Annotated in this window: 20 protein-coding genes; 4 read left to right on the plus strand and 16 right to left on the minus strand. The window is 63.4% G+C overall.

Features of this window, described 5'->3' with window-relative positions; genetic code table 11:
• Positions 1-85: 85 nt before the first annotated feature.
• Positions 86-1126 (minus strand): glutamine synthetase beta-grasp domain-containing protein, encoded by a 1041-nt coding sequence (locus JG743_RS18165; protein WP_202292169.1) that lies wholly within the window; start codon positions 1124-1126, stop codon positions 86-88.
• A gap of 309 nt (positions 1127-1435) precedes the next feature.
• On the opposite strand from JG743_RS18165, the gene JG743_RS18170 reads away from it, so the two are divergent.
• Positions 1436-1633 carry a DUF2735 domain-containing protein gene (locus tag JG743_RS18170; RefSeq protein WP_202292170.1) on the plus strand — a complete coding sequence of 66 codons (198 nt, stop codon included), beginning with the start codon at positions 1436-1438 and terminating at the stop codon, positions 1631-1633.
• 79 nt (positions 1634-1712) lie between these two features.
• Here the strand turns inward: JG743_RS18170 and JG743_RS18175 are convergent, their stop codons facing one another.
• The 10 genes from JG743_RS18175 to JG743_RS18220 form a co-directional block, all read right to left on the minus strand.
• Positions 1713-3599, minus strand: a complete 1887-nt coding sequence (locus tag JG743_RS18175) for an MFS transporter (protein WP_202292171.1) — start codon at positions 3597-3599, stop codon at positions 1713-1715.
• A gap of 188 nt (positions 3600-3787) precedes the next feature.
• Entirely contained in the window at positions 3788-4579 is a 792-nt protein-coding gene (locus tag JG743_RS18180; protein ID WP_202292172.1) for an ATP12 family chaperone protein, read from the minus strand.
• Between the two features lie 10 nt (positions 4580-4589).
• Positions 4590-5462, minus strand: coding sequence for a DMT family transporter (locus JG743_RS18185; RefSeq protein ID WP_202302707.1), 873 nt, complete (start codon positions 5460-5462; stop codon positions 4590-4592).
• Between the two features lie 41 nt (positions 5463-5503).
• On the minus strand, positions 5504-6490 hold the full coding sequence (locus JG743_RS18190; protein ID WP_202292173.1) for an RluA family pseudouridine synthase: 987 nt from the start codon (positions 6488-6490) through the stop codon (positions 5504-5506).
• Between the two features lie 39 nt (positions 6491-6529).
• On the minus strand, positions 6530-6904 hold the full coding sequence (gene crcB, locus JG743_RS18195) for a fluoride efflux transporter CrcB (RefSeq protein ID WP_202292174.1): 375 nt from the start codon (positions 6902-6904) through the stop codon (positions 6530-6532).
• A 25-nt stretch (positions 6905-6929) separates the two neighbouring features.
• On the minus strand, positions 6930-7760 hold the full coding sequence (locus tag JG743_RS18200; protein ID WP_202292175.1) for an aspartyl/asparaginyl beta-hydroxylase domain-containing protein: 831 nt from the start codon (positions 7758-7760) through the stop codon (positions 6930-6932).
• A complete protein-coding gene (locus tag JG743_RS34775; RefSeq protein WP_446720862.1) occupies positions 7757-8128 on the minus strand; it encodes a DUF930 domain-containing protein in 372 nt (123 codons plus the stop codon). Before JG743_RS34775 ends, JG743_RS18200 begins: the two co-directional genes overlap by 4 nt.
• A gap of 44 nt (positions 8129-8172) precedes the next feature.
• The gene (gene clpA / locus JG743_RS18210) at positions 8173-10641 is read right to left on the minus strand and encodes an ATP-dependent Clp protease ATP-binding subunit ClpA (RefSeq protein ID WP_202292176.1); all 2469 of its coding nucleotides are present in this window, start codon (positions 10639-10641) and stop codon (positions 8173-8175) included.
• A 6-nt stretch (positions 10642-10647) separates the two neighbouring features.
• Positions 10648-10974 carry an ATP-dependent Clp protease adapter ClpS gene (gene clpS / locus JG743_RS18215; RefSeq protein ID WP_202302711.1) on the minus strand — a complete coding sequence of 109 codons (327 nt, stop codon included), beginning with the start codon at positions 10972-10974 and terminating at the stop codon, positions 10648-10650.
• A gap of 277 nt (positions 10975-11251) precedes the next feature.
• Positions 11252-11581: a phasin family protein gene (locus tag JG743_RS18220; RefSeq protein ID WP_202292177.1), complete on the minus strand. Its 330-nt coding sequence runs from the start codon at positions 11579-11581 to the stop codon at positions 11252-11254.
• Positions 11582-11869: 288 nt separating this feature from the next.
• Between JG743_RS18220 and JG743_RS18225 the strand changes: the two genes are divergently transcribed.
• The gene (locus JG743_RS18225) at positions 11870-13297 is read left to right on the plus strand and encodes an SPOR domain-containing protein (protein WP_202292178.1); all 1428 of its coding nucleotides are present in this window, start codon (positions 11870-11872) and stop codon (positions 13295-13297) included.
• Positions 13298-13340: 43 nt separating this feature from the next.
• On the opposite strand, the gene JG743_RS18230 is transcribed toward JG743_RS18225, so the two are convergent.
• The 4 genes from JG743_RS18230 to JG743_RS18245 all read right to left on the minus strand — a co-directional run bounded on the left by JG743_RS18230 (position 13341) and on the right by JG743_RS18245 (position 16771).
• Positions 13341-14039, minus strand: coding sequence for a DnaJ domain-containing protein (locus JG743_RS18230; RefSeq protein WP_202292179.1), 699 nt, complete (start codon positions 14037-14039; stop codon positions 13341-13343).
• Complete coding sequence (locus JG743_RS18235) at positions 14039-14770, minus strand: VWA domain-containing protein (RefSeq protein WP_202292180.1); 732 nt, start codon at positions 14768-14770, stop codon at positions 14039-14041. Before JG743_RS18235 ends, JG743_RS18230 begins: the two co-directional genes overlap by 1 nt.
• An 83-nt stretch (positions 14771-14853) precedes the next feature.
• Positions 14854-15291, minus strand: coding sequence for a DUF1489 family protein (locus JG743_RS18240; RefSeq protein WP_202292181.1), 438 nt, complete (start codon positions 15289-15291; stop codon positions 14854-14856).
• A gap of 76 nt (positions 15292-15367) precedes the next feature.
• Positions 15368-16771, minus strand: coding sequence for an L-serine ammonia-lyase (locus JG743_RS18245; protein WP_202292182.1), 1404 nt, complete (start codon positions 16769-16771; stop codon positions 15368-15370).
• Positions 16772-16954: 183 nt separating this feature from the next.
• Here JG743_RS18245 and JG743_RS18250 point away from each other — a divergent pair, with 183 nt between their 5' ends.
• Positions 16955-17650, plus strand: a complete 696-nt coding sequence (locus JG743_RS18250) for a cysteine hydrolase family protein (RefSeq protein WP_202292183.1) — start codon at positions 16955-16957, stop codon at positions 17648-17650.
• A gap of 42 nt (positions 17651-17692) precedes the next feature.
• Positions 17693-18430 carry a DUF599 domain-containing protein gene (locus JG743_RS18255; RefSeq protein WP_202292184.1) on the plus strand — a complete coding sequence of 246 codons (738 nt, stop codon included), beginning with the start codon at positions 17693-17695 and terminating at the stop codon, positions 18428-18430.
• On the opposite strand, the gene JG743_RS18260 is transcribed toward JG743_RS18255, so the two are convergent.
• A complete protein-coding gene (locus JG743_RS18260; protein WP_202292185.1) occupies positions 18385-19176 on the minus strand; it encodes a YdcF family protein in 792 nt (263 codons plus the stop codon). The genes JG743_RS18255 and JG743_RS18260 overlap by 46 nt on opposite strands.
• Positions 19177-19245 lie beyond the last annotated feature (69 nt).

Below are 19245 nucleotides of genomic sequence, written 5' to 3' on the forward strand. Positions count from 1 at the left end.
CGCAACAAAAAGCCCCGGCGTTTCCGCCGGGGCCATTTGGAGGTCGCAGAGTTTCGTGACGTTGAGCGCCGCGGTCCGAAGAGGATCAGGCGGCAGCCGAGACGGAGGCGCTGGCCGGAACCGACGCGATCGTCTTCAGGATCTGTGAAGCGATCTGGTAGGGGTCGCCCTGCGAGTTCGGACGGCGGTCTTCCAGATAGCCCTTGTAGTCATTCTTGATGAACGAATGCGGCACGCGGATCGAAGCGCCGCGGTCGGCGATGCCATAGCTGAACTTGTTCCACGGCGCGGTCTCATGCTTGCCGGTCAGACGCTTGTCGTTGTCCGGCCCGTAGACGGCGATGTGATCCATCAGGTTCTTGTCGAAGGCTGCCATCAGCGCCTCGAAATAGGCCTTGCCGCCGACTTCGCGCATGTAAGCGGTCGAGAAGTTGGCGTGCATGCCCGAGCCGTTCCAGTCGGTATCGCCGAGCGGCTTGCAGTGGTATTCGATGTCGATGCCGTACTTCTCGGTCAGGCGCTGCATCAGGTAGCGGGCCATCCACATCTGGTCGGCGGCCTTCTTGGAGCCCTTGCCGAAGATCTGGAATTCCCATTGGCCCTTGGCCACCTCGGCATTGATGCCTTCATGGTTGATGCCGGCGGCAAGGCACTGGTCGAGATGCTCCTCGACGATCTGGCGCGCGACCGAACCGACATTCGAATAGCCGACGCCGGTGTAGTACGGGCCCTGCGGTGCCGGATAGCCGCTCTCGGGGAAGCCGAGCGGACGGCCGTCCTTGTAGAAGAAATATTCCTGCTCGAAGCCGAACCAGGCACCCTCGTCATCGAGGATGGTGGCGCGCTTGTTGGATACGTGCGGCGTGACGCCATCCGGCATCATCACTTCGCACATCACCAGCACGCCATTGGTACGGGCCGGATCGGGATAGACCGCGACCGGCTTCAGCACGCAGTCGGAGCTATGGCCTTCGGCCTGCTGCGTCGAGGAGCCGTCGAAGCCCCACAGCGGCAGCTGCTCGAGCGTCGGGAACTCGGCAAATTCCTTGATCTGAGTCTTGCCGCGAAGATTGGGGACCGGGGTGTATCCGTCGAGCCAGATATACTCGAGCTTGTATTTGGTCATTCTAGAGCCTCTCGTTGCTTGATCACCGCGCAGGGCGACGACGCATGGCCGGGCTGAGCCGACCTGCCGATCGTTAAAAAGCAATTCGTGTGCCACTCTTGCCCCAATGGGTGCGGCAAAATGGTCATCACAAAGCGTTGAATTTGGTGAGCCGTCTCAGCGATGGGTCCAGATCGATCAGAAGCATTGTTTGCATAAATAACAGGCAAATACTGATCTTTTTGTGGGCATATTGCTTAAATGAGTCGCAAGACCTATCTTGGAAAATAGATGAATCGACTGGCTCCTGGAGAAGGAGGGAGATCGCCAATGCAAGTCACCCCATCCCGTCCGTCGGCGAAGATTCTGATGTTCCCTCTGGCAGGGCGCAAAGCTGCCTTAAATTTAGGCGCAAAGGCCAAGTTCGCGGCAGAGCTTGCCTCGCTGCGCAACACGCATGCCGATTTTGACGGCTGGTACCACGAAGCGGCGATCGACGAAGAAGAAAGCCAGAGGCAGAAGAGCTGACCCTTTCGCCTCACCTGATGTGAAAAGCCCGGCGCGATCGCTCGCGCCGGGCTTTTCGTTTGCATGCGGATCCGGTCGGCTACTGCTTGGCGTGCAGGTCGGTGCCCAGCGTATCCTTGACAAAGATGACGCCGATGATCAGCGACATTGCAGCGACGACGATCGGATACCAGAGGCCATAGTAGATATCGCCCTTGGCCGCGCTCAGGGCGAAGACTGTCGCCGGAAGCAGACCGCCGAACCAGCCGTTGCCGATGTGATAGGGCAGCGACATGCCGGTGTAGCGGATGCGGGTCGGGAACATCTCGACCAGGATCGCCGCGATCGGCCCGTAAACCATGGTCACGTAAAGGACCAGGATGAACAGGATGCCGACGACCTTTGCCCAGTTGACCTGTGCCGGGTCGGCAAACATCGAGAACGCTCCTGACGCGGGGATGCTGTAGACAGTCACGTCAGTGGCACCGGCGGCTTCATCGGTCGTCAGCACCTTGTCCTTGACCGCCTGCTCGAGCGGAACCGTCGTCTTCTCGCCGGCGCGGATGGCCGCCGCGTCGAGCTTGAGTTCGGGGTTAGCCGCGACGAAGGCGTCGAGCTTCTGGTCGGCCACCTTGGAAGCAGCGCGCTTCAACGGATAGCCACCATCCTTGAGAGCCATGTTGACCGCCTTGGTGAAGGCGGCATCCTTGGCCTTGGCCTGATCGCCTGCTGCGACGGCGTCGTAGGATTCGACCGTCTCATTGCCGACCTTCACCGTGGCCGCCGTGCCAGGCGCTGCGCTGGTGACGATGTCATACGGCACCGAGCTCTTGGCCAGGAACGACGTGGCGATGTCACACGACGTGGTGAACTTCGCCGTGCCGACCGGATTGAACTGGAACTTGCAGTCGCCGGGCGCCACGGTAACCGTCGCACGCGTGTTCTGCTGCGCTGCGGCCAGCGTCGGATTGGCCGCCCAGGTCAATGCCTTGAACAGCGGGAAGTAGGTGAAGATCGCAAGAGCCAGTCCCGCCATGATGATCGGTTTGCGGCCGATCTTGTCGGAGAGCCAGCCGAAGACGACAAAGAAGATGGAACCGATCCCCAAGGCGATGGCAATCAGGATGTTGACCGTCTGCAGATCAACCTTGAGTACGTTCTGCAGGAAGAACAGTGCGTAGAACTGGCCGGAATACCAGACCACAGCCTGGCCGGCGGTCAGGCCAAGAAGGGCCAGGATGGCAATCTTGGCATTCTTCCACTGCCCGAAAGCTTCGGACAGAGGAGCCTTGGACCCCTTGCCCTCGTCTTTCATGCGCTGGAAGGTTGGCGATTCACTCAGCGTCAGCCGTATCCAGACCGATATGCCGAGCAGGATGACCGAGACGAGGAACGGAATGCGCCAGCCCCAGGCGGCGAAGTCTTCCTTGCTCAACATTCCTTGCACGCCGAGGATAATCAGCAGTGACAGGAACAGGCCGAGCGTTGCCGTCGTCTGGATCCACGAGGTGTAGAAGCCACGGCGGTCGTCGGGCGCATGCTCGGCGACATAGGTTGCCGCACCGCCATATTCGCCGCCGAGAGCCAGGCCCTGCAGCATGCGCAGCCCGACCAGGATGATGGGAGCGGCGATGCCCCAGCTCGCGGAACCTGGAAGCAGACCGACCAGGAACGTCGAACTGCCCATGATCAGGATGGTGACAAGGAACGTATATTTGCGGCCGACGAGATCACCGATACGGCCGAACACCAGCGCGCCGAATGGGCGCACCAGGAAGCCTGCGGCAAAGGCCAGCAGCGCGAAGATGTTGCGCGTCGCTTCTGGATACTGGCTGAAGAAGGTGGCGCCGATGAAAGCCGCCAGCGAGCCGTAAAGATAGAAATCGTACCATTCGAAAACGGTGCCGAGCGAGGAAGCGAAGATGACCTTCTTCTCTTCCCGCGTCATGCCGCGGCTTGTTCCGCCTGCGGTCGATGCCATTGCCATTGATATGTCCTCCCGTGGGATCCCGTCTGTCCTCGATGGCTGCGCGCCACCGTCCGCAACGCCTCCGAACGCGGACTCAAAAAACGCAGCTACGAGCGAAAAAATGACAGAAAGCGCCGGGCAACGGCAGAGCGACGATGGGATTATGACTTTCGTATTAGGTGCAGTGCGAAGGCGGAGCGCGGCGCTCAGGCTTTCAGCGCGTCGAGCAGGCTGATGGCGGCCATCATGTCGCGCTTGCGCGCCGAGCGGCGCGTCACGGCCTCGGCATCCTGGCCCCAGTGCTCGATCTGCCAGTCCTCGTCGACATGGGCGGCAAGCCAGGCCGCTTCGCCGTCGAGCGCGCCGAAATCGACCGCAAGCGCCAGCAGCGCCGAGCCGGTCAGCGAGGTCATGACATGGATGGCGGCAAGCCGCATGGGCTCGCTGCGCTGCGCAAGATGGGCGCCGAGCACGGCGATGCTCTCGCGTGGCTGCTCGACATGGACGATGCCCTCGGCGAGAAGGAAGCGGGCGCCAAGCGCGCTGCGCGCCCAGTCGATGACCGGGTCCCAAAGCTGGTTCTGTCGGTCGACCAGTCCTTGTGGGCCATCGGCGCGATAGCAGAGCAGGTCGGACGAGGCGAAGCGCAGGACGTCCTCCAGCACCGCCTGCGGATCGCTGGCGACGCCATCGATGGCGGTGTTGACGAGGCGCATGACCGGCATGGTCACTGGATCGATGACCTCGCGTTGCGCGTCGAACTCGCCGGCGACCAGGGCCGCGGCCTTTTCGGTCGGCAGCGCCAGCAACGCCTTGCCCGGCGTGCGCACCGGCCTGCCGTCGAGATGGACGGCAAAGCCGCCGTCAACCGGCGCGACCGCAACGGTCTTGTAGAAGCGCTTCGGCAGCGGCGTCTTCATCTGGATCTGCGCGCGGCGTACCGGGTCCGGATCGGAGAGCTGCTTTCCCGCTTCGAGGTCGTTGAGGATGTCGCGCATGTAGAACTCCTTACGCTGGAACCTGCCTGCGCGGCCGGTTGACGATGATCAGGCCGGCGGCAATCAGGCCAAGCGCCAGGAAAATCCTGATCGTCGGCGCTTCGCCCAGCAGCACCGCGCCGCACAAGACGCCGAAGACCGGCGACAGGAAGGCGAAACTCGACAGGCCCGCCGCCGGATAGCGCGTGAGCAGCCAGAACCACAACACATAGGTGAAGGCGACGATATAGAAAGACTGGAACAGCAGCGCCAGTGTCGGCAAGGCGGTGACCGCTCGGATCGGCGGGCCGGCGAAAGGCATCACCAGAAAACCGACGACCGCGGCGCCGGCCAGTTGATAGAGCAGCAACTTCTCGGCGCTCGTGTCGACCAGTTTCGAGCGCTTGATGACGATGCTGGTCATCGCCCACAGAACCCCCGAGCCGAGGCTGAGCAGGTCACCGGTGAGTGTCGCATTGTTGCCGGCAACGATGCCGTCGGAGAAGACGGCCGCAAGGCCGCAGAAGGCCAGAACAAGTCCGCCAAGCTTGCGCGCGTTGATGCGCTCGCCGAGCAGGAAATGGCCGCCAATCAAGACCCAGAACGGCATGGTGTTGACCAGCAGCGTGTTGCGGGCAACGGTCGTGTATTCCAGCCCGATATAGAGGCACAGGAACTCGACGCCGAAGAGCACGCCGACAACGACGCCGGCGGTCAGCGTCCCGTCCGCTTCGAACAGCTTGATGCCGCGCAGCCGGCACCAGCCGAGCACGCAGAGCCCGCCGAGGATGGAGCGCGCGATCGAGACGAAGACGGGGTCGTAGCCGGCGTAGGAGACCTTGGCGGCGACGTAGTTCAGGCCCCAGGAGAAGGTCAGCCCGACCATGATCGCGGCGGCAGCCATGTCGACCGCATCGCGCCGGTCGAGCGTGCCGGTGGCGCCGCTCACCCCCCCTCCTCCGCGTTCTGCTCATCGAAGCCGATCAGGTTCCAGCTCTGGCGCATATGCGGCGGCATCGGCGCCGTCACATCGATGACGCCCTTGTCCGGGTGCGGAATGACGATGCGGCGCGCATGCAGATGCAGGCGGTTTTGAATGCCGCCCGGAAAGTCCCAATTGGTATCGGCCTCGAAATATTTGGGGTCGCCGATGATCGGGCAGCCAATGTAGGCAGCATGGACACGAAGCTGGTGGGTGCGGCCGGTGTAGGGCTCCATTTCCAGCCAGGTCATCGTCTGTGCCGCCTGCTCGATGACGCGATAGTAGGACACGGCGTGGTCGGCGCCCTTTTCACCATGTGCGGCGATGCGCACCCGGTCGCCGTCCGGCGTCGGCTCCTTGATCAGCCAGGTCGAGATCTTGTCCTCGCGCTTCGGCGGCACGCCCTTGACCAAGGCCCAGTAGGTCTTCTTGGTCTCGCGCGCCCGGAACGCTTCGGACAGTCTCATCGCTGCAAGCCTGGTGCGGGCGACGACCAGCACGCCGGAGGTGTCGCGGTCGAGGCGATGCACCAGACGCGGCTTCTCGCCCTTCTGGTTGCGCCAGGCCTCCAGCATGTCGTCGACGTTGCGGGTGACCCCCGAGCCGCCCTGGACGGCCAGCCCCGCCGGCTTGTTGAAGACGAAGACCTTCGGGTCCTCATGGATAAGCATTTTGGCGAGAACATCGGCGTCGCCCTGGTTGCGAATCGAATGGCCGGTGAGCTGCGCCTCGCCCTTCTTGTCGACCTCGAGCGGCGGGATGCGGACCGTCTGGCCGGGCTCGACGCGCGTGTCGGCCTTCACCCGGCCGCCGTCGACGCGGATCTGGCCGGAGCGCAGGAGCTTCTGCAGATGGCCGAAGCCGAGGCCCGGGAAATGGGTCTTGAACCAGCGGTCGAGCCGCATGCCCGCCTCGCCCGGCTCCACCGTGATCTGTTCAACGTCTGCCATTTGTCTCGCTTTGCCTCTTCGGAAGCGGGGGCAATAGCATTAAGGCAGGCTTCTTGCGAGCCAAAGACCCAGAAACAAGGCGAGGATCGCGCCAATGACGCTGACAAGTGCGTAGCCGAACGCCGGCAGCGTCGCGCCGCGCTCCCAGAGCGTGGCGAAATCGAGTGAAAAGGCGGAAAAGGTGGTGAAGCCGCCGAGGATACCGGTGGCCACGAACAGCCGCACCTCGTTCGAGCCGCCGCGTCGCGCGAGCACGGCAATGAACAGGCCCATGACGAAGGAGCCGACGATGTTGATCGCCATCGTGCCCCACGGATAGTTGGGGCCGACGAGGCGCAGCGCGCCCATATTGGTCAGGTGGCGGATGCCGGCGCCGATGCCACCGCCGATGACAACGAGAAGTAGATTGAGCATTGGGATTGCCGCCAGCAGGACCGTCTCAGTTCGCCCCGGCCTTCTTCGGCTTGCTGGAGCCGATCATCTTCCAGTTCTTGTAGAACATGGAGTTGATGCGCTCGACGCTGACCGAGACGATGGCGAGGAGGCCGGCGATGAGGCCGGGGAACGGGGACGGACGGACGATATCCATGAAGACGCAATAGCGGCGCCCGTCATACTCGTTGACCGAGCGGTGCAGCAGCGTGTCGTCGAAAATGTAGAGCGGATTGTCGTGCCAGTAGTTCCTGGCGCCGTTGCACTCGACGAAAACCTCGGCCTTCACCGGCAGCAGGTTGTAGAGAATGCGCAGGCTGAGCCGAAGCGGGCCGAAATGCCAGGAGGTCGATTCCTTGCCCCTGAAGACAGACACGGCGATGGTCTTGATATATTTGAAATCCTTGTTGAATTCCGCGACGTTGTCGATCTTGTGCTTGCCGTACCATTGGTAGACATACATGCCGCGCCGGCCGGTGCCGAAATTGGCGTCGATATCGGCGATGATCTCGTCCTTGCGCGCCTTGAAGACGTCGAGAACCTCGTTGACCTCGCGCTGATAGTCGGCTGGAAACTGCTCCAGCTTCCAGACGCCCGGGTTCCTGTAGCAAAGCAGGTCGACCAGCAGGTTGAAAGGCGACAGCAGCCAGGTGAAGAGGCCGTTGCCGAGGAAATAGCCGCGGAACAGCGACAGGTCCTTGTTCTTGTTACGCAGCACGTCGATCAGACCGCAGACGATCCAGATCGTTGTCAGGATCGGGATGAAGTAGAAGCCGAGCGCAAGAAGCGGAATCGCGATCGCTGCCTGACGAATGGTCTTTCGAGCTTGTCTTGTCATTTTCTTCCGCGCGGGGAGCGCGATCCCGTTCGCTTGAGTGGCGCCAAATCACGGCAGCAACCCCCGCCGGCCGTGCGCCTTGATAGGATTTTTTGCTTCGCCACACAACGGCAATCATGCCAGCGCACTCCAGCGCGCCGGTGCTGCCCATGCCCGGCAGAGCGCGTTTTCAGTGCGCTGCTGGGCAGGCCGAGATCGTCCCATTTCTCTTTCGGCACGGCGTCGCCGACAAGGATCTCGAAGCCGACGACGCTCTCGCCATCCTCGGCCACTTCGCATCCGAATTTCAGCCCGTATCGCGGCTGCCGAAGGCAGCACCTTCGGCGGAGACCGAGCCCCGCGCTCACTCTCGACCGCACCGATCCCATGAAAAAAGCCCCGTTTCCGGGGCTTTTTCGGTCGTCAGGGACTATCAGCCCTTGCGCGGCAACTGCGGCACCAGGCTGCGCTTGCCGCCGTCCTTGCCTTTCGGCTCCGGCTTCTGCGCCACCGCCTTCTTGGCCACCGGCTTCTTCGCCACGGCCTTTCTCGGCTTCGGCGTCTCCTCCGGCTCTTCCTTCTTCGGCTTCACCGGGGCCTCGTCGGCCAGCGACTCGAGCTTCAGGCCGGTCTCGCCGGTTTCCTTCTTCTCGACGGTGACGCGCACCGTGCCGCCCTTCTTGAGCTTGCCGAACAGCACCTCGTCGGCCAGCGGCTTCTTGATGTGCTCCTGGATGACGCGGCCAAGCGGACGCGCGCCCATGCGCTCGTCATATCCCTTGTCGGCCAGCCAGGCGATCGCGTCGGGCGACAGGTCGAAGGTGACGCCGCGCTCGGAAAGCTGGGCCTCAAGCTGCATGACGAACTTCTGCACCACCTGATGGATGACCGGTATCGGCAGCGAGCCGAACGGGATGATCGCATCGAGACGGTTGCGGAACTCCGGCGTGAACAGCCGGTTGATCGCCTCGACGTCGTCGCCTTCGCGCTTGGTCGAACCGAAACCGATCGCCGCGCGCTGCGCATCCGACGCACCCGCATTGGTGGTCATGATCAAGATGACATTGCGGAAGTCGATCTGCTTGCCGTTGTGGTCGGTCAGCTTGCCGTGATCCATCACCTGCAACAGGATGTTGAACAGGTCCGGATGCGCCTTCTCGACCTCATCCAGCAAGAGCACGCAGTGCGGATGCTGGTCGACGCCGTCGGTGAGCAGGCCGCCCTGGTCGAAGCCGACATAGCCGGGAGGCGCGCCGATCAGCCGCGAGACTGTGTGGCGTTCCATGTATTCCGACATGTCGAAGCGGATCAGCTCGACGCCGAGCGAGGCGGCCAGCTGCTTGGCGACTTCCGTTTTGCCGACGCCGGTCGGGCCCGAGAACAAATAGGAGCCGATCGGCTTTTCCGGTTCACGCAGGCCGGCGCGCGCCAGCTTGATGGCCGAGGTCAGTGCGGTGATGGCGGTGTCTTGGCCGTAGACGACGCGCTTCAGCTCGACATCGAGACCCTGCAGCACCTTCTCGTCGTCGGCCGAAACCGTCTTCGGCGGGATGCGCGCCATGGTGGCGATCGTGGCTTCGATCTCCTTGATGCCGATGGTCTTCTTGCGCTTGGCTTCGGGCACCAGCATCTGCGAGGCGCCGGTCTCGTCGATCACGTCGATCGCCTTGTCCGGCAACTTGCGGTCGTTGATGTAGCGCGCCGACAGCTCCACCGAGGCCTTGATCGCCTCGCTGGTGTAACGGACCTTGTGGAACTCCTCGAAATAGGGCTTTAGGCCCTTCATGATCTCGATGGCGTCCTCGATGGTCGGTTCGTTGACGTCGATCTTCTGGAAGCGCCGCACCAGCGCGCGGTCCTTCTCGAAGAACTGGCGGAACTCCTTGTAGGTGGTCGAGCCGATGCAGCGGATGGCGCCCGACGACAGCGCCGGCTTGAGCAGGTTCGAAGCGTCCATGGCGCCGCCTGACGTTGCCCCTGCCCCGATCACGGTGTGGATCTCGTCGATGAACAGCACCGCGCCCGGATAGTCCTCGAGCTCCTTGACGACCTGCTTCAGCCGCTCCTCGAAATCGCCGCGATAGCGCGTGCCGGCGAGCAGCGTGCCCATGTCGAGCGCGAAGATGGTGGCGTCCTGCAGCACTTCGGGCACGTCGCCCTCGACGATGCGCTTGGCCAGCCCTTCGGCGATCGCCGTCTTGCCGACGCCGGGATCGCCGACATAGAGCGGGTTGTTCTTGGAGCGGCGGCACAGCACCTGGATGGTGCGGTTGATCTCCGACTCGCGGCCGATCAGCGGATCGATCTTGCCGGCCTTGGCCTTGTTGTTGAGGTTGATGCAATAGGCCGTCAGCGCGTCCTGCTGCTGCTTCTTCTTGCCGTTCTCCTCCTGCGGCTCGGCGCCGTTCTGGCCGCCCTGTTCGTCATCGGCGCCGCGCGGGGTGCGGTTCTCCGACGCGCCGGGGCGCTTAGCGATGCCATGCGAGATGTAGTTGACCGCGTCGTAGCGGGTCATCTGCTGTTCCTGCAGGAAATAGGCGGCGTGGCTCTCGCGCTCGGCGAAGATGGCGACGAGCACGTTGGCGCCGGAGACCTCCTCGCGGCCGGACGACTGCACATGGATGACGGCGCGCTGGATGACGCGCTGGAAACCGGCGGTCGGCTTGGAGTCCTCGTCGTAGCCGGTGACGAGGTTGTCGAGCTCGGTGTCGATATAGGTGAGAACCGTGTGCTTCAATTCGTCGAGGTCGACGTTGCAGGCGCGCATGACGGCGGCGGCCTCGGTGTCGTCGATCAGGGCGAGCAGCAGGTGTTCAAGGGTTGCATATTCATGGTGCCGCTCATTGGCGAGCGTCAGCGCCTGATGTAGCGCCTTTTCCAGGCCTTGGGAGAAAGCCGGCATGTTACCTCACTTCTTCTCCATCACGCATTGCAGCGGATGCTGATTCTGTCGTGCAAAATCCATGACCTGGGACACTTTGGTCTCGGCCACCTCGAATGTATAGACCCCGCACTCGCCCACTCCATGATTGTGAACATGAAGCATGATGCGTGTGGCGGCTTCGCGGTCCTTCTGAAAAAAACGCTCCAGGACGTGAACCACGAACTCCATGGGCGTGTAGTCGTCGTTGAGGATGAGGACCCGGTAGAGACTGGGCTTCTTGGTCTTGGTTTTGGTGCGCGTGATAACGGCCGTGCCGCGACCGGCTCCGTTGCCGTCGCTGTCGCTCTGCATCCGCACCACGCCTGCCGTGGCAGTCAAACCGATCGTCACGTAGTCCTGCCTCTTTCGAATCCCCATGCGAGTTCGACATGTAGGTGTTCGATGGACGATTTTAAGCCCTTCTGTTTAGCTGACAATATGGCTAGGTGGGCAAACTTCAGCGATTTTCGCAATCGTGAAGGTGGCAAAGCCGCCAGATTGAAGCGGGCATGAAAAAACCCGGCCGCGCATCCGCGACCGGGTCCGTTTTGCAGGCCGGCTGGCCGTTTTTCAGTTCGCCGGAGCGAAGTTACTTCGCCTTGGCGACGATCGATTCGAACGGCTTGTAGGCTTCCTTGGCGAGCTCGGCATAAAGGTCGCCAATTTTGGTGGCCTCGGCGACGAAGCTCTCATAGCTCTGCTTGGCGTAGTCGGACTGGATCTCGATCGCCTTGTCCAGCGACTTGGCCGAGAACAGCTTCTCGAACGCGGCGGTGCCGGCTTCGAAGCTCTTCTTGGTGTATTCGCCGGCTTCGGTGGCGATCGCCTGCGCGCCCTTGGTGAGCGAAGCAAAGCTCTTCAATCCGGTGTCGGCAAACTCTTTGCCGTATTTGCTGAAGTCCTCGTAGGTCTGGGCCATTTCACGCTTCCCTTCGTGGTTGAAACGCCCTTTTGCCCCGGGCGCCCTTGTGCAATGCACCTTAAATATATTGTGCGCTGCACAAAAGTCAAGTTTTTGCCCGTTTGCTGGGCACGGGCGGGCGGGAGGAGTCCAAAATTCGAATAAAAAGAGGCTCAAATCGCCAGAAAATGGTGAACGCGGCGGTTACCATAAACGGATTGGTAACGCTGCCCGCGATAGCTTGACCGGAAGTGAGGCAGGCTTACGCCGCCGCCTCCGGGGCAACGAAATTTCAGGGAAGTATCAGTGCGTCAGGCGTTGTCGGGCTTCGTCTCCAAATCCTCCTCCTTTCTCAAGACGGTCACGATCGTCGCTCTCGCGATGACCGTCGTCGTCGCGGATGCCGCCTCATCGATGGCGGCGAAATCGGCGGCCATCGTCATCGACGCCAAGACCGGCAAGGTGCTCTACTCTTCCGACGCGAACGGTCGGCGCTATCCCGCCTCGCTGACCAAGATGATGACGCTCTATCTGACGTTTGAGGCGCTGGCGAAGGGTCGTATCTCGAAGAACACGCCGGTGCCGTTCTCCGCCCGCGCGGCAGCCGAGCCGCCGACCAAGCTTGGCGTCAAGCCCGGTGGATCGGTCTCCGTCGACACCGCCATCCTGTCGATGGTGACCAAGTCGGCCAATGATTCCGCCACGGCGCTGGGCGAGCTGCTCGGCGGCAACGAGGCCAATTTCGCCCGCATGATGACCGCCAAGGCGCGTGCGCTCGGCATGAACGGCACGGTCTTCCGCAACGCCAATGGCTTGCCCGATCCCGGCCAGTTCACCACCGCCCACGACATGGCGATGCTCGGCATCGCGCTGAGGGAGCACTTCCCGCAATATTACGGCTACTTCTCGCAGCGCTCCTTCCTTTACGGCCGCCAGCGCATCAACGGTCACAACCGCCTGCTCGGCCGCATCAAGGGCGTCGACGGCATCAAGACCGGCTATACCCGCGCTTCCGGCTACAATCTGGTTTCGTCGGTCAATGACGGCGATCGCAAGCTGGTCGCCGTCGTCATGGGCGGCGCCTCGGGCCGCGCCCGCGACAACCAGATGGCGGGCCTGATCAACGCCTACATGCCGAGGGCGTCGACCCGCGGCGGCGGCGCCCTCATCGCCAAGGCCGGTGGCGGCAATCCGATCAGTGCGCTGGCCAAGGTCTTCCTGCCGAAGCATGACGCGCCGACCCCGGACGAAAAGCCGGCGGCCGAGGACGAGGCAACCGTCGCCTCCGCGGACAACAGCGCCCCCGTCGCCTCCGCCGACGACAGCGCGCCCGTCGTCGAGGAGACCACGCCGGTCGTCCAGATCAAGAAGGTCAAGACCGTGGCTGTCGCCGCCGTGGTTCCGTCGCCTGCGCCGCAAGCCGTCGCAGCCTATGCCGAGCCGGAGCCAGCTCCGGCGGTCGATCCGGTCAAGACCGCTTCGGTCCCCTCCGGCTGGGCCGTGCAGGTAGCGTCCTCGCCGAAGCAGTCCGAAGCCCAGGCCTTCCTCGACAAGACGAGCAAGCAGGCGCCGAAGGTGCTGGCCGATGCCGCCGGCTTCACCGTCGCCTTCGACAAGGACGGCGTCACCTACTACCGCGCCCGCTTCGGCGGCTTCTCGTCGAAAGATGCCGCGTGGGATGCCTGCAACGCTTTGAAGAAGAAGAAGATCAGCTGTTACGCCGTCCAGCAGTAGGGCGGCATTGGAATCTCCCGGGAAATTTCTGCGTCGAAGGAGACTAGTTGTGGTTGGAGAGCAAGACGTCCTTGGCTTCATTGATTCGCGCCGCAAGGAACGACGTGCCGCCGATATCGGGGTGCAGGCGCTGCATCAGGCGGCGGTGCGCCTTGCGGACATCCGCCGCGGCGGCCCCCGCTTCAAGACCAAGGATCTTGTAGGCCTCCTCCTTAGTCATGGCGCCCGCACCTGGCGCAACACCCAGCCCTTCGCCACCGTCCGGCTCAGCGTTTTTGCGCCAGATGGGAAATCGGCCGTCAAGATACGTCTCTAGCAGCTGACGGCTCTCCGGATCGCCGGAGAGCTCGCGGTAGAGCTGCTGCAACTCGGCCAGGCCCATCGCGCCAAGCATCTTGCCCTCATGGCGACCGGCCAGAACGAGCCCTTCCAGTCCGCCGGTCTTGTGATCCAGCTCCATTTCCAGCGCCGCGGTGCGCACGGTGGAGCGCTTACCCGGCAGCGGTTTCGATCCCCGCTGGCTCATCCGCATCGAGCCATACCAGGCGGCTGCCCCGATAAGCATCATGCCGCCGATGCCGCTGCGCCCGACAGCGAATATCGCCGCGCCCGCCAAGGCCAGAAGAACAGGGCCAAGCGATTGCAGGCCATTTGCCATTTTCGCCGGATCGGCGCGAACGAAAATCGTGACGGCGCCAAGAAGCACCAGGAGCAATGCGATCAATGCGATCAGTACGCCCATCAATTTCCGCCGCCCCGCAAATGCTCAATCATCAGCCTATCTTCCGGCCTGCCCCTGGCTTCCAATGCCTTCAGCCCGCCGGTCGCGAACACGGCAACCGCCGAAAGCAGTCCGGCCAGGGTCGCGGCAGCCCTGCGATCAAATCGGAACCAAGCTCCTTTAGACAGCCACGCAATTTCCTTGAACGCCCTTTCCGCGCCTGGATCATGGCCTTCCTGAAAAATAAAGACCGGCACGCCGAGCAGACCGAGGCTGCCGGCCTTGCTGGCGAGATCGTCGACGCTCTCTTCCATGGCATCGCCGATATAGACGAGCGCATTGACCTTGGTTGCCGCCGTCTCCTTCAACGCGTGGGCAAGAACCTTGCCGATCTGGGTGTAGCCGGCGCGGCAATCGATCCGGGTCATCAGCTGCTTCAAGGCATTGGTGTCTTTGACGAAACCGGACGAACGGCACTCGCTGAGGCCGCGGAAATAGACCAGTTGGACGCTAAGCGTCCCGACCTTGCCGACGGCATCGAACATCTCGCCCTGCAGCGCGTTGGCCAGATCCCAGGTCGGCTGCCGGCTCATCGTCGCGTCGATGGACAGAATCAGCCTGCCCGTACCGCTGGCAGAGGCGCCAAGGGTTCTCGCCTGTCGGACAAAGGCGTCGATCTCGCCAGCGTTTGATTGAGGCTTGACCGGCGCAGGATCGGCCTTTTTGGGCACGGGCTGCTTGTTGTCGCTCATGAGATTCAAGATGTGGCGCGGGGCCAATGCTTGCAAGTCCCATCGGGCGCGATAGGGAGGGCCAGCCAGCGCGAGAGCCGGGCCTACAGCAATCCCAGCTCGGCCAGCTCCTGCCTGAGCTTCGGCGGCATCTCGACCAGGCCTGCCCTGCCCTTGCCGAGATCGGCCGGCGCGTCGGAGGGTTTGAGATAGCGCCAGCCCTGGAAGGCGCGGCGCGGCTGCCATTCGGTGCGCACGACTTGCGGGTCGAGCATGAGATGACAGCGGCCGATGCCCTCATCGTCGGTGAACGGCCGGATCTCGGTGATCAGCTGGCGGCATTGCACGCTGCCCTTGATCACCCAGTAGAGCGAGCCGCCGTCGGTGACCTCATCGCCGCGCGTCGGCACCATGCGGGTGGTGTGCCAGTGCTCGGCCGGTTCGCCGGCGCGCCGCCGTTCGTCGAGGCGGAAGGCGATCCACTCTTCGAGATCCTCGACGCTGTCGCAGCCGACGCAGAGTTTTAGGAGATTGAGAGCCATCGCCTAAGGTTTAGTCCGGCATGCTCAACCGTCAACGGCCCTGCCCGACTTCTCCACAGTGCCAGCATCAGGCCTTTCAGCACTCGACGACGTTGACGGCGAGACCGCCGAGGCTGGTTTCCTTGTACTTCTCGTTCATGTCGAGACCGGTCTGGCGCATGGTCTCGATGGCCGCGTCAAGTGGCACGAAATGGGTGCCGTCGCCCTTGATGGCGAGCGAGGCGGCGGTCACCGCCTTCACAGCGCCCAGCGCATTGCGCTCGATGCAAGGTACCTGCACCAGCCCGCCGACCGGGTCGCAGGTCATGCCGAGATGATGCTCCAGCGCAATCTCGGCGGCATTCTCGACCTGCTCCGGCGTGCCGCCCATAACCGCGCACAGGCCCGCCGCCGCCATCGCCGAGGCAGAGCCCACCTCGCCCTGGCAGCCGACCTCGGCGCCCGAGATCGAGGCGTTGGACTTGATGATGCCGCCGACGGCGGCGGCCGTCAGCAGGAAGTCGCGAATGCTCGGCTGGTCGGCTTCCGGATGGAAATGCAGCCAGTAGCGCAGCACCGCCGGCAGCGTGCCCGCGGCGCCATTGGTCGGCGCCGTGACGACGCGCCCGCCGGCGGCGTTCTCCTCATTGACCGCCATGGCGTAGATCGAGAGCCAGTCATTGGCGAGCAACGGGTTCGGCCGGTTCTGCTGCCACTGTTCCTGCAGCTTGTCGTGCAGTTGCCGGGCACGGCGGCGCACCTTCAAGCCGCCCGGCATGATACCGTCCTGCGAGAGGCCGCGATCGATGCAACCCTTCATCGCGCTCCAGATGGCGTCGAGGCCGGCGTCGAGCGCCTCGCTCGAGATCTGCGTCTCCTCGTTGACACGCTTCATCTCGGCAATCGAAAGCCCGCTCTTTGCGGCCATCTTCAGCATCTCGACGGCGTTCTTGAAGGGATAAGGCACCTTCTTGCCTTCCGTCGTCACCGAGCCCTTGGCCTTCATCCGCTGCAGCTCTTCCTCGGAAACGACGAAGCCGCCACCGATCGAATAGTAGATGCGCTTGAGCAGCAGCCGGTCGTCGGCGTCGTAGGCATAGAAGGCCATGCCGTTGGCGTGGCCGGTGAGCGGGGTCTTGCGGTCGAGCACGAGGTCGGCGGCGGGATCGAAGCGATAGGCCGGGTGGCCGGGCGGCGAGATGCGCTTGTCGGCGGTGATGCGGGCAACGATGCCGTCGGCAAGGTCGGGATCGACCGTCTGTGGCGTCTCGCCGGCGAGGCCAAGTATGACGGCGCGGTCCGAGCCATGGCCGATGCCGGTATAGGCGAGCGAGCCGTGCAGGCTGGCGCCGATGCGGTCGACCCTGGCGCCGGCCGGCCGCGGCCAGTCGCCGGCAAGGATCTCGTCCAGAAAACGCCGCGCGGCGGTCATCGGCCCCATCGTGTGGGAACTCGATGGCCCTATGCCGATCTTGAACAGGTCGAAAACCGAAAGGAACACGCGCCGCTGTCTCCTGAATCCGTCCCGGCATACATATAGGAATTCCCAAGATGTTTCCGCTGTTTTGCGGATTGCGGCGCCGCGCCCTCCGACCTTGTTTGCTCCGGCAGCGACATTGATTGCTGGGTCACGCCGGCGGGGCTATTCTCGGCGACGCCAGATGTCGTTGCGAGGGAGGAAGCAATGCTTGCATTGGAAGCCAGGCCGGAACCGGTGTGCATCGTGCCGGCGCAGACGGCGATCATCGTGGTGGACATGCAGAACGCCTTCGCTTCGGCGGGCGGCATGTTCGATCTGGCGGGCTTCGACATATCGGGTGCCGCGCCGGCCATTGAGGCCAACAAGCGATTGCTTCCCGTCGCGCGCAAGGCCGGCATGACGGTGGTCTATCTGCAGATGTCGTACAGACCCGATCTCGGCGACGCGGGAGATATTTCCTCGCCCAACTACCACAAGGAACTGGGGATGGTGCTGATGCGCCAGCGCCCCGAGTTGCGCGGCAAGCTGTTGATCGACAACAGCTGGGACTGGCAGATCGTCGATGCGCTGAGACCGGAGCCGGCCGACCATATCATTCGCAAATCCCGCTACAGCGGCTTTTGCAACACCGGCCTGGAAGCCTATCTGCGGTCCCGCAAGATCCGCCATCTGCTGTTCACCGGGGTTGCCACCAATGTCTGCGTCGACGCGACCGCGCGCGACGCCTACATGCTGGAATTCTGGCCTGTCCTGCTCGAGGACGCGATGAACCATTCCGGTCCCGACTTCAACCGCCAGTCGACGCTGTGGAATTTCGAGAATGCGTTCGGGTGGATTACCAGCACCGACATGATCGTCGAAGCCTTGCGCGTGAAGACCGCCGAAACCTTGCCGGCCTAGCCGACCGTCGAAGCGACCGCCTCGCCTGTGGTAGAAGGGGGCATGGGCGATTCCTTCCATCTTTCGACGGCCGACCTCTCGGCGCTGGCCTTCTTCCTCACCGTGTGGGTGCTGCATACGCTGGCCTCCGACGGCAAGCTCATCAGCCGCATCTCGCTGACGACGGCGATGAACGCGCAGCGCGAGGCCTGGATGCGCACCATGGCCGAACGCGAGATCCGCATCGTCGACACCGCCATCATGACCGGCCTGCAGCAAGGCACCGCCTTCTTCGCGTCCTCCTCGCTGATCGCCCTCGGCGGCTGCTTCGCGCTGCTCAGCGCCTCCGACCAGGTGCTAACGGTGCTGAGCGACCTGCCGCTGAGCGCCACCTCGTCGCGCGCGGCCTTCCAGATGAAGGTGTTCGGCCTGGTGCTGATCCTGGCCTTCGCCTTCTTCAAGTTCGGCTGGGCCTACCGGCTGTTCAACTACTGCTCGATCCTGATCGGTGCGGTGCCGATCCCGCACGGCGAGGCCTCGCGCAATCCGGTCAGCGAGACGGCGGTCTGGCGCGCGACACGGATGAACATGCTGGCCGGCAAGCATTTCAATTCCGGCCTGCGCGCCGTGTTCTTCTCGATCGGCTATCTCGGCTGGTTCGTCGACCCGGTGGTGTTCGTGCTGTCGACGCTGCTGCTGCTGGCGGTGCTGGTCCGGCGCCAGTTCTTCTCGGCCGCGAGAGAGGCCGTGATCGGTCAGCCGCCCGGGAAGGGCCGGTCGATGCGGCCGGACAGCCAGTAGGCGGCGAGCCCGATCCATTCGCGGATCGCCATGGTCGTCACCTGCAGCGAATCGGCCGGGTTGTCGCGGAACAGGCCGATGCCTTCCTTGCCCGACGTGCGGTAGTCGACCGGCCACGCGATGGTCGGAAAGCCGGCCTTGTCGAACAGCGCCTTGGCGCGCGGCATGTGGAAGGCCGAGGTCACCAGCAGCCAGGTTTCGCCCGGCTTCGGCGCCACCATCTGCCTTGTGAAGACGGCGTTCTCATAGGTGTTGCGCGACTTGTTCTCGAGGATCAGCCGATCGGCGCTGACGCCAAGCGCGCCGAGCAGGCGCGGCGCGGTGTCGGCATCGCCCTCGCCGTCCAGGAACAGTTCGCCGGTACCACCGGAGACCACCACCTTGGCCTCTGGGAAGCGCCGGGCGAGGATCGCCGTCTCGACCATGCGGTCGCCGCCGCTGTTCAACTCATAGCCGCCGCGCACGAGGTTGATGGCGCCCTCGAAGCCGCCGCCGAGCACGACGATGCCGTCGACCTTTTGCGGCAGCGGCGGTTTGGCAAAGCGCTCCTCCAGCGGGTTGAGCATCATGGCGCCAAGCGAGGTCCAGGCCGAAAGCGCGAGGATCAGGAAGGCGAGCATGCTGCCGGAGGCCGCCAGCCGCCGGCGGCCGAATGCGGCCGCGACCAGGCCGGCCAAGAGCAGGAAGATCGCCAGGTTGAGCGGCTGGATGAAGAACCAGAATATCTTGGAAAGATAGAAGAACATCCCTCACCCCATTACAGCGCCGCGCATTCTTTTAACGCGCAAAGGACGCTGCAACACTTTGGCTCTTGC

The sequence above is a fragment of the Mesorhizobium sp. 131-2-1 genome, assembly GCF_016756535.1.
GTDB lineage: Bacteria > Pseudomonadota > Alphaproteobacteria > Rhizobiales > Rhizobiaceae > Mesorhizobium.

Bases quoted from the DNA above. Each gene is read 5' to 3' on its own strand.
- JG743_RS18165 (WP_202292169.1), bottom strand. From the start codon at position 1,126: ATGACCAAATACAAGCTCGAGTATATCTGGCTCGACGGATACACCCCG.
- JG743_RS18170 (WP_202292170.1), top strand. From the start codon at position 1,436: ATGCAAGTCACCCCATCCCGTCCGTCGGCGAAGATTCTGATGTTCCCT.
- JG743_RS18175 (WP_202292171.1), bottom strand. From the start codon at position 3,599: ATGGCAATGGCATCGACCGCAGGCGGAACAAGCCGCGGCATGACGCGG.
- JG743_RS18180 (WP_202292172.1), bottom strand. From the start codon at position 4,579: ATGCGCGACATCCTCAACGACCTCGAAGCGGGAAAGCAGCTCTCCGAT.
- JG743_RS18185 (WP_202302707.1), bottom strand. From the start codon at position 5,462: ATGGCTGCCGCCGCGATCATGGTCGGGCTGACCTTCTCCTGGGGCCTG.
- JG743_RS18190 (WP_202292173.1), bottom strand. From the start codon at position 6,490: ATGGCAGACGTTGAACAGATCACGGTGGAGCCGGGCGAGGCGGGCATG.
- crcB (WP_202292174.1), bottom strand. From the start codon at position 6,904: ATGCTCAATCTACTTCTCGTTGTCATCGGCGGTGGCATCGGCGCCGGC.
- JG743_RS18200 (WP_202292175.1), bottom strand. From the start codon at position 7,760: ATGACAAGACAAGCTCGAAAGACCATTCGTCAGGCAGCGATCGCGATT.
- JG743_RS34775 (WP_446720862.1), bottom strand. From the start codon at position 8,128: ATGGGATCGGTGCGGTCGAGAGTGAGCGCGGGGCTCGGTCTCCGCCGA.
- clpA (WP_202292176.1), bottom strand. From the start codon at position 10,641: ATGCCGGCTTTCTCCCAAGGCCTGGAAAAGGCGCTACATCAGGCGCTG.
- clpS (WP_202302711.1), bottom strand. From the start codon at position 10,974: ATGCAGAGCGACAGCGACGGCAACGGAGCCGGTCGCGGCACGGCCGTT.
- JG743_RS18220 (WP_202292177.1), bottom strand. From the start codon at position 11,581: ATGGCCCAGACCTACGAGGACTTCAGCAAATACGGCAAAGAGTTTGCC.
- JG743_RS18230 (WP_202292179.1), bottom strand. From the start codon at position 14,039: ATGGGCGTACTGATCGCATTGATCGCATTGCTCCTGGTGCTTCTTGGC.
- JG743_RS18235 (WP_202292180.1), bottom strand. From the start codon at position 14,770: ATGAGCGACAACAAGCAGCCCGTGCCCAAAAAGGCCGATCCTGCGCCG.
- JG743_RS18240 (WP_202292181.1), bottom strand. From the start codon at position 15,291: ATGGCTCTCAATCTCCTAAAACTCTGCGTCGGCTGCGACAGCGTCGAG.
- JG743_RS18250 (WP_202292183.1), top strand. From the start codon at position 16,955: ATGCTTGCATTGGAAGCCAGGCCGGAACCGGTGTGCATCGTGCCGGCG.
- JG743_RS18255 (WP_202292184.1), top strand. From the start codon at position 17,693: ATGGGCGATTCCTTCCATCTTTCGACGGCCGACCTCTCGGCGCTGGCC.
- JG743_RS18260 (WP_202292185.1), bottom strand. From the start codon at position 19,176: ATGTTCTTCTATCTTTCCAAGATATTCTGGTTCTTCATCCAGCCGCTC.